The organism is Kiritimatiellia bacterium (genome assembly GCA_028715905.1).
Lineage (GTDB): Bacteria > Verrucomicrobiota > Kiritimatiellia > JAAZAB01 > JAAZAB01 > JAQUQV01.
The window spans coordinates 41025-47485 of sequence record JAQUQV010000012.1; the positions used below are offsets into that span (position 1 = coordinate 41025).

Consider the following 6461-nt stretch of genomic DNA (forward strand, 5'->3'; position numbering starts at 1 on the left):
GCGGCCTTCGGCCCCGGAAAAATTATAGCGCAAAGACCGCTAATCTGAACTATGAACCGTGTTATTTATTTCCGGAGTTGATATATTCCTTCATGATGTTGCGCAAACTCGTTTCCAGGCTGATTTCAGGTTTCCATCCGGTTTCCCGCGTGATTTTTGAGGTGGCCAGCCGCGCCCTTTGTTCCGGCTGGCGGTAACGCTCCGGCGCGACCTCAATATCCGGGTCAATGCCCGCTATGCGGCAGAGCCGGTCCAGAATGAAACGGATGGATACTTCGCGGTTTGAAGCGATGTTGTATGCTTCTCCCGCCCGCCCTTTTTCAATCAGCAGACGGTAAGCCCGCGCCACGTCGCGCACATCGGTAAAATCGCGCGTGCTGTCCAGATTGCCGACCTTGATCACCGCTTTTTTTCTGCGGGCGGCAATCTCTCCCAGCTGCCGGGCGAACGAGGGGACGACAAAATCGGGGGACTGGCCCGGCCCGATGTGATTGCCCGGCCGGGCGGCCATGACCGGCATGGAATATTGGCGGGCATAAAGCAGGGCGGTCTGGTCGGCCGCGGCCTTGGAAACCGCGTAGGGGTTTTCGGGGTGGAAAGGACTGTCCTCATCCGCCGCGTCCCGGCCGGTCTGCCGGCCGTAGACTTCCGCGGAAGATATCACGAGTACCCTCGCCGCGGGCGCATGTTTCCGGCAGGCCTCCAGCAGATGGATCGTGCCGGAGACGTTGATTGCAAAAAGGGTCTCGGCGTTTGTCCATCCCATGGGCACAAACGCTATCCCGCTCAGGTGAATGCAGGCCTCGGGGAGAAAAAGTTTGACGGCTTGGTCAACGGCCTGCCGGTCCTGGATATCGCCCTGGTAGTAGCGGATTTCATTGCCTAGTCCGCCGGGCGCGGGAAGATCAAAAGCGCCGATTGTCCAGCCCTGCCGGCGCAATTCTTCAACCAGATGACGGCCCACGAAACCCTGCGAACCTGTAACCAGAACGCGCATTTGTTAACGGCCATTGACTTGTTGTTTGAGCCGCGCCAGGTCGGAATCCACCATCATCCTGGCCAGTCCGGTGCAATCAACCGCGGGTTGCCAGCCCAGCTCCCGGCGCGCCTTGGAGCTGTCGCCGAGCAAATGATCAATTTCGGCCGGCCGCATGAACTGCGGGTCCTGGACAACAAATTTTTTCCAGTCAAGGTTGACGTGCGCAAAAGCCAGCTCAATAAAATCCCTCACCGAATGGGCGATGCCGGTGGCAATGACGTAATCATCGGCTTTTTGCTGTTGCAGCATCATCCACATGGCTTTGACGTAGTCGCCGGCGAAACCCCAGTCGCGCGCGGCATCCAGGTTGCCCATGCGCAGTTCCTTGGCCAGCCCGAGCTTGATGCGCGCCACGCCGTCGGTGATTTTGCGGGTGACAAATTCTTTTCCGCGCCGCGGGCTTTCGTGGTTGAAAAGAATGCCGGAAACCGCAAAAAGCCCGTAGCTTTCGCGGTAATTGACCGTGATATAGTGGCCGTAGGCCTTGGCCGCCCCGTAGGGACTGCGCGGGTGAAAAGGAGTCAATTCGTTCTGCGGCGCTTCACGCACTTTGCCGAACATTTCACTGCTGGATGCCTGGTAGAATTTTGCCTTGGGGCAGACCTGGCGCATGGCTTCCAGCATCCGGGTAACGCCGATGGCCGTAAATTCGCCGGTCAGCATCGGCTGCGTCCACGAGGTCGGCACAAAGGACATGGCGGCGAGATTGTAAATTTCATCAGGACGAATTTCCGCCATCATTTCAATCAAGGACAACTGGTCCAGCAGATCGGCCTGGCGGAGCTTGATTTTTCCGGTCAGGTGGGCGATCCGCTCAAAATTTTCGGTGCTGGAGCGGCGGACCATGCCGTAGACTTCATAACCCTTTTCCAGGAGAAATTCCGCCAGGTAGGAGCCGTCCTGGCCGGTAATGCCGCTGATTAATGCTTTCATAAGGCAAAAAAATGAGCGCCCAAAGGACGGTTTTTTACTTCACCCTGTCCGCCGGTCGCTGAGTTCCACTCTGATTCCCGGTTTAATAACTCATTCGCGCGGCAATGCGCGAATTTATCCTGGCGCGCGCCGCTTTTTTGCGCCGTTTTTCGCTTGGTTTTTCAAAGTAACGATGACCGCGGATTTCCTTCATCGTGCCTTCCTTGTCCATTTTTTTCTTGAGCCGGCGCAGGGCTTTTTCCACGCTTTCGCCTTTTTTAAGTTTTATTTCAACCACAATGTCCTCACCCTCTCTGTAAAATATTGATGTTTATTTAACTAAGCGAACGCTCATACAATTATTACATAAACGGCCGGAAGTCAAATGTTTTTGCGGCAAATATTTCACCGGACAATAATCAGACAAACCGGGAAAATTTATTGACATTTCCGTAGAGAAATGTATTTAATATAATTCTGTTTAATTTTGTGTCGTATTATTCTGGCGCCGATGCGCGGAGGTTGCTGTTTAATGTGGTAAAGCCTGGGATTTATAATGATCCATTGGTTTTTAAAACCGGGGCGGAAAAGGGCGTTGCTGCTGTCCGCGCCGGTGATGGTCTTATCCTTTATCCTGCTTAATCCGGCGCTTTCCTCCCGGGAATTTGAGGCGTTTTCCGGTTCCGAGCCGGCCCGGGATGCGGACGGCGACGGCATGAATGACGCTTATGAGATTTTCTTCGGGCTTGATCCCTCCTGCTCCGATGACGCCGGTTTTGATTATGACGGCGACGGTCTTGCCAACCTTGAAGAAAGCGGGAAGCTAACCGACCCCTTTTGCCGGGACACTGACCGGGACGGATTTTCGGACAACCTGGATGGGAAAATCAGCCGGGCTTATTTGCGGTGGGGCGCCCCGCAATTCACGAGCGGCGACGAATACGAATACGCGCACCCGGCCTGGCTTTTGGGCGCGTACAGGGCCGGCGGGGAATGGTTTGTTGACGCGGCAACAACGCAGTCGTGCTGGCGCGTAACGGTTGGAACGGCCAGTTTGAATGTTGACCTTGACCGAACCCTTCTGACGAACAATCTCCGCTATGCTGTCCATTATTTTTATGGCAGGGCCGGGGCGGCCCGCTCCGCCGTTTCTGGCGCAGCGCTTGTCATTAATCTCCTTGACACGAACGGCAATTTCGCCTGCTGTGCCGACGGCGTGACTGGTGAAAATCTCTTTGGCAACCTCCTGGAGGCCGGCAACGGGGCCGTTGTTTCCTCGAATGCGGGAACATATTCCAATAGAGTAGCCCTTGTTTTCAGCATTCCCACCGCAGAATTTCCGGAGGCGGCCGTGATTCAATTGAAAGCTTATTGCGCGGGAAAAGAATCTTCCGCGGCCCTCGCGGAGGAGGAAGAGGGGATTATTGTTTATGAAGGTCTGTTATATATTGACGAGGATGGGGATGGGCTGGACGCGGACCAGGAACGCCAGCTTGGGACTTCGGATTACCGTCTTGACAGTAATAACAACGGCACCAACGATTATGACGAATGTTTTAATACCGGCAGTTCCACCAACCACCCGGACGAGGACGGCGATGATGAGGGGAACGACGAAGAGGATGATACGGATAAAAGCGGGAAAATCATCTACGTGGACCAGGCCGTAGGCGACGATCAATTCACCGGCCGCTCGTCCGGCCTGGTTTCGCGCGAGCAGGCGAAGGGGCCGAAGAAGACTGTCGGGGCGGGCCTGGCGATTGCGGGAAGAGGCGACACTCTCGTCATCAAGCCCGGGAATTATGGCGAAGACCTGAATATTTCCGGCAAAAACATAAAAGTGATTATAGAAGGGAAGGTGCGATTGTAAGCGATAGCCCGCGAAAGGACGCGAATTATACGTTGCGCAATTAAGCCTTTTCCGCAATTTATTTTCCGTGCTTGGCGCAGAAGAAAAATTGCGGAAAATATTCGTCTTTTCATGCCGCAGGCAGATCCGCCGCTGGCGGAAAAATTTAGAGTCAATTGGCGTGTTTGGCGGGTAAAACAAGAAAGGTCTGAAGAATATGAAAAAGATGATAATTTTAGCGGCTCTCCTGCCGGCCATCTCGGCTTTCGCGGGCGATCTGACGGTGGACAATCTGGCGGTTGAGGAAAACGCCTCGTTTTATGGAGAGGTGAATTCCTACGCGCCCGGCGGCGACGTGCCCATGGGGCCTTATACGAACCAGTACGGCGGCGGTTCTTCTCCCAACCCGCTTTCCATGATACCCGGCGCCAGTCCGATCGGGGCGATTCATATGTTCGCCGCCGCCAATGCGCCGGCCGGATGGCTCTTGTGCAACGGCGCGGCCGTAAGCAGGACAAGCTACAGCAATCTGTTCGCCGTCATCGGCACGAGCTATGGCGCGGGAGATGGCAGCACAACCTTCAATGTGCCGAACCTATACCAGCGCTTCGCCCTGGGAGCAGTCAATAACCTCGGAGGAACGGGCGGTGTGGAAAGGGTCACTTTGACAACAAGTGAAATGCCGGCACATACTCATCCTATTGGTGTTGATGCTCGCACTGGAGGAACTAATGCTTGGCGGTATCATTATGTTGCTTCGGATGGTTATAGAGATTCGTCTTATTCGTGGTTTGCAAATATGCAAGCCAAAACCGCCGGCGGGTCTCAATCCCATGAAAACATGCCGCCTTACCTGAAAGTCAATTTCATCATTTACTCCGGACCGTGAATATCAAGAAGTCGGAAGAAAGAAATCAGAGGATCGGGGTTAAAATTTCCAATGAACAATAAAAATAAACCTATCCTGGTTTCTGCCTTTCGTCTTTTGTTTTCCTTCTTCCGTCTTCCGGCTTCAGTTTTTCCTTCGGCCCTTCTGATCCTGTTGTTTGCCGCTTTCTGCCTTCTGCCATCTTTTCTTTCCGCTCAGACCCCGGCCTGGTGGCAGACCCGCGGCCTGATTTCATCCAATGCCGTCCCCAACAATTACGCGCCGCTCGCGCAGGGACAGTTGCAGTGGATGGCCTATTGCGCTTACTGCGAAATGGAGTCGCTCATGGGCGCCGGGACGGAAATAATGGCCATGATCAACACCTTCTCCGCTACGAACGGATACCGTCTCGCCAATATCGGACAGCTTAAATATGTCGGCAGCCGCTTTTATGACCGCCTGTATGCATTGAACCTGACCAATACCTTCCCGGCCAATATGCCGGGATATTATCCGTGGGGCAACGCGCCGCAAACCAATGATTTTGCCGTCGCCAACATCGGCCAGGCCAAGTATGTGTTCAGCTTTGACTCGGCAAAAGATACGGATGGGGACGGCCTTGGCGATTGGCGGGAAGCGGAACTCGGGATCAATCCATATAATCCTGATTCCGACGGCGACGGTCTGACTGACGGATATGAAGATTCCCATGGTTTTAATCCTTCGGACCCTTCCGACGCTTCCGAGGACGCTGATTCCGACGGCCTCTCCAACCTCCAGGAATATCAGCTCGGGACCGACCCCCATAACCCCGATACCGATGGCGACGGTTATTCCGACCTGGTGGAATTTGAATGGAGCGCCGATCCCCTCTCGGCCTTGTCTTTTCCCCGCGCTTCCATCTCCGGTTCGGTAACATATTCCGGCCCGCAGACCGGGAACATTTACGTCGTTCTTTCCACGAACTCTGTCCAGGACGCTGTTCTGGAGTCCGGATCACTTGCCCAACCCGGCGCGTTTGCCTTCACCAACCTTCCCGCCCTGCGGGATTACTGGCTGGCATCATGGCGCGATTCCAACGGGAATAATTCCAATGATTTCTGGGAGGCGCAGGGCAACTGCCTCTCCAACCCGGTTTCTCTCTCCGCCGCGGTCGTGAACGCCGATATTGTCCTGGCCGATCCGGACACGGATTCGGATGGATTGCCGGACTGGTGGGAAATGAAATGGTTCGCCTCGCTGGAATATGACGCGGATGACGACCCGGACGGCGACGGCCTGAGCAATCTCGGGGAATGCCTGGCCGGCACGTACCCGCAGGATTCGGATACGGACGATGATGGTATGCCGGACGGCTGGGAAGTGGAAAATGGCTTAAACCCATTGGCGAATGACGCCGACCCGGATTCTGACGGCGATGGGTTAACGAACCTCCAGGAATATCAGCTCGGCGCAAACCCGCTCAATGCCGACACCGATGGCGACGGGCTGTCCGACGGGTGGGAAATTGAGCATGAAACGGATCCGCTGGATGATGGCGATTTTGATGAAACAGCCCGGACCAGCGAGGTTGAGGAGGCCCGCCGGCGCATTAGCCGGCATTGGCTGTTGTTTTATGGCGGCGTTCCTTCATTCACCAACGTGCCCGGCTCTCCGGCTGATTTGATTGATCTGCGGGACGCGCTGAATGCCTTGTCGGGCAAATTTTATAACGAATATTATTGCGAATAGACGCGGACCGCGTCGCGGACGGACAAGAATGAGAGCCAACGCAAAAACAACAAAAGGGAGAC

6 protein-coding genes are annotated in these 6461 nt (G+C 55.0%); 3 read left to right on the forward strand and 3 right to left on the reverse strand.

All coding sequences use genetic code 11. The annotated features are described in order from the left end of the window. Positions 1 to 61: 61 nt before the first annotated feature. The 3 genes from PHP98_04170 to rpsU all read right to left on the reverse strand — a co-directional run bounded on the left by PHP98_04170 (position 62) and on the right by rpsU (position 2249). Positions 62 to 997, reverse strand: coding sequence for a GDP-mannose 4,6-dehydratase (locus PHP98_04170; GenBank protein MDD5482829.1), 936 nt, complete (start codon positions 995 to 997; stop codon positions 62 to 64). Between the two features lie 3 nt (positions 998 to 1000). Further along, the gene (gene gmd / locus PHP98_04175; GenBank protein MDD5482830.1) at positions 1001 to 1972 is read right to left on the reverse strand and encodes a GDP-mannose 4,6-dehydratase; all 972 of its coding nucleotides are present in this window, start codon (positions 1970 to 1972) and stop codon (positions 1001 to 1003) included. Between the two features lie 82 nt (positions 1973 to 2054). After that, positions 2055 to 2249: a 30S ribosomal protein S21 gene (gene rpsU, locus PHP98_04180; protein MDD5482831.1), complete on the reverse strand. Its 195-nt coding sequence runs from the start codon at positions 2247 to 2249 to the stop codon at positions 2055 to 2057. A gap of 258 nt (positions 2250 to 2507) precedes the next feature. On the opposite strand from rpsU, the gene PHP98_04185 reads away from it, so the two are divergent. The 3 genes from PHP98_04185 to PHP98_04195 all read left to right on the forward strand — a co-directional run bounded on the left by PHP98_04185 (position 2508) and on the right by PHP98_04195 (position 6399). Further along, positions 2508 to 3821, forward strand: a complete 1314-nt coding sequence (locus PHP98_04185; GenBank protein MDD5482832.1) for a hypothetical protein — start codon at positions 2508 to 2510, stop codon at positions 3819 to 3821. Between the two features lie 196 nt (positions 3822 to 4017). After that, positions 4018 to 4689 carry a tail fiber protein gene (locus PHP98_04190; GenBank protein ID MDD5482833.1) on the forward strand — a complete coding sequence of 224 codons (672 nt, stop codon included), beginning with the start codon at positions 4018 to 4020 and terminating at the stop codon, positions 4687 to 4689. Between the two features lie 51 nt (positions 4690 to 4740). Next, positions 4741 to 6399, forward strand: coding sequence for a hypothetical protein (locus tag PHP98_04195; GenBank protein ID MDD5482834.1), 1659 nt, complete (start codon positions 4741 to 4743; stop codon positions 6397 to 6399). Positions 6400 to 6461: the final 62 nt, after the last annotated feature.

Coding starts and splice junctions, on each gene's coding strand:
- PHP98_04170 (MDD5482829.1), bottom strand. CDS start 997: ATGCGCGTTCTGGTTACAGGTTCGCAGGGTTTCGTGGGCCGTCATCTG.
- gmd (MDD5482830.1), bottom strand. CDS start 1,972: ATGAAAGCATTAATCAGCGGCATTACCGGCCAGGACGGCTCCTACCTG.
- PHP98_04185 (MDD5482832.1), top strand. CDS start 2,508: ATGATCCATTGGTTTTTAAAACCGGGGCGGAAAAGGGCGTTGCTGCTG.
- PHP98_04190 (MDD5482833.1), top strand. CDS start 4,018: ATGAAAAAGATGATAATTTTAGCGGCTCTCCTGCCGGCCATCTCGGCT.
- PHP98_04195 (MDD5482834.1), top strand. CDS start 4,741: ATGAACAATAAAAATAAACCTATCCTGGTTTCTGCCTTTCGTCTTTTG.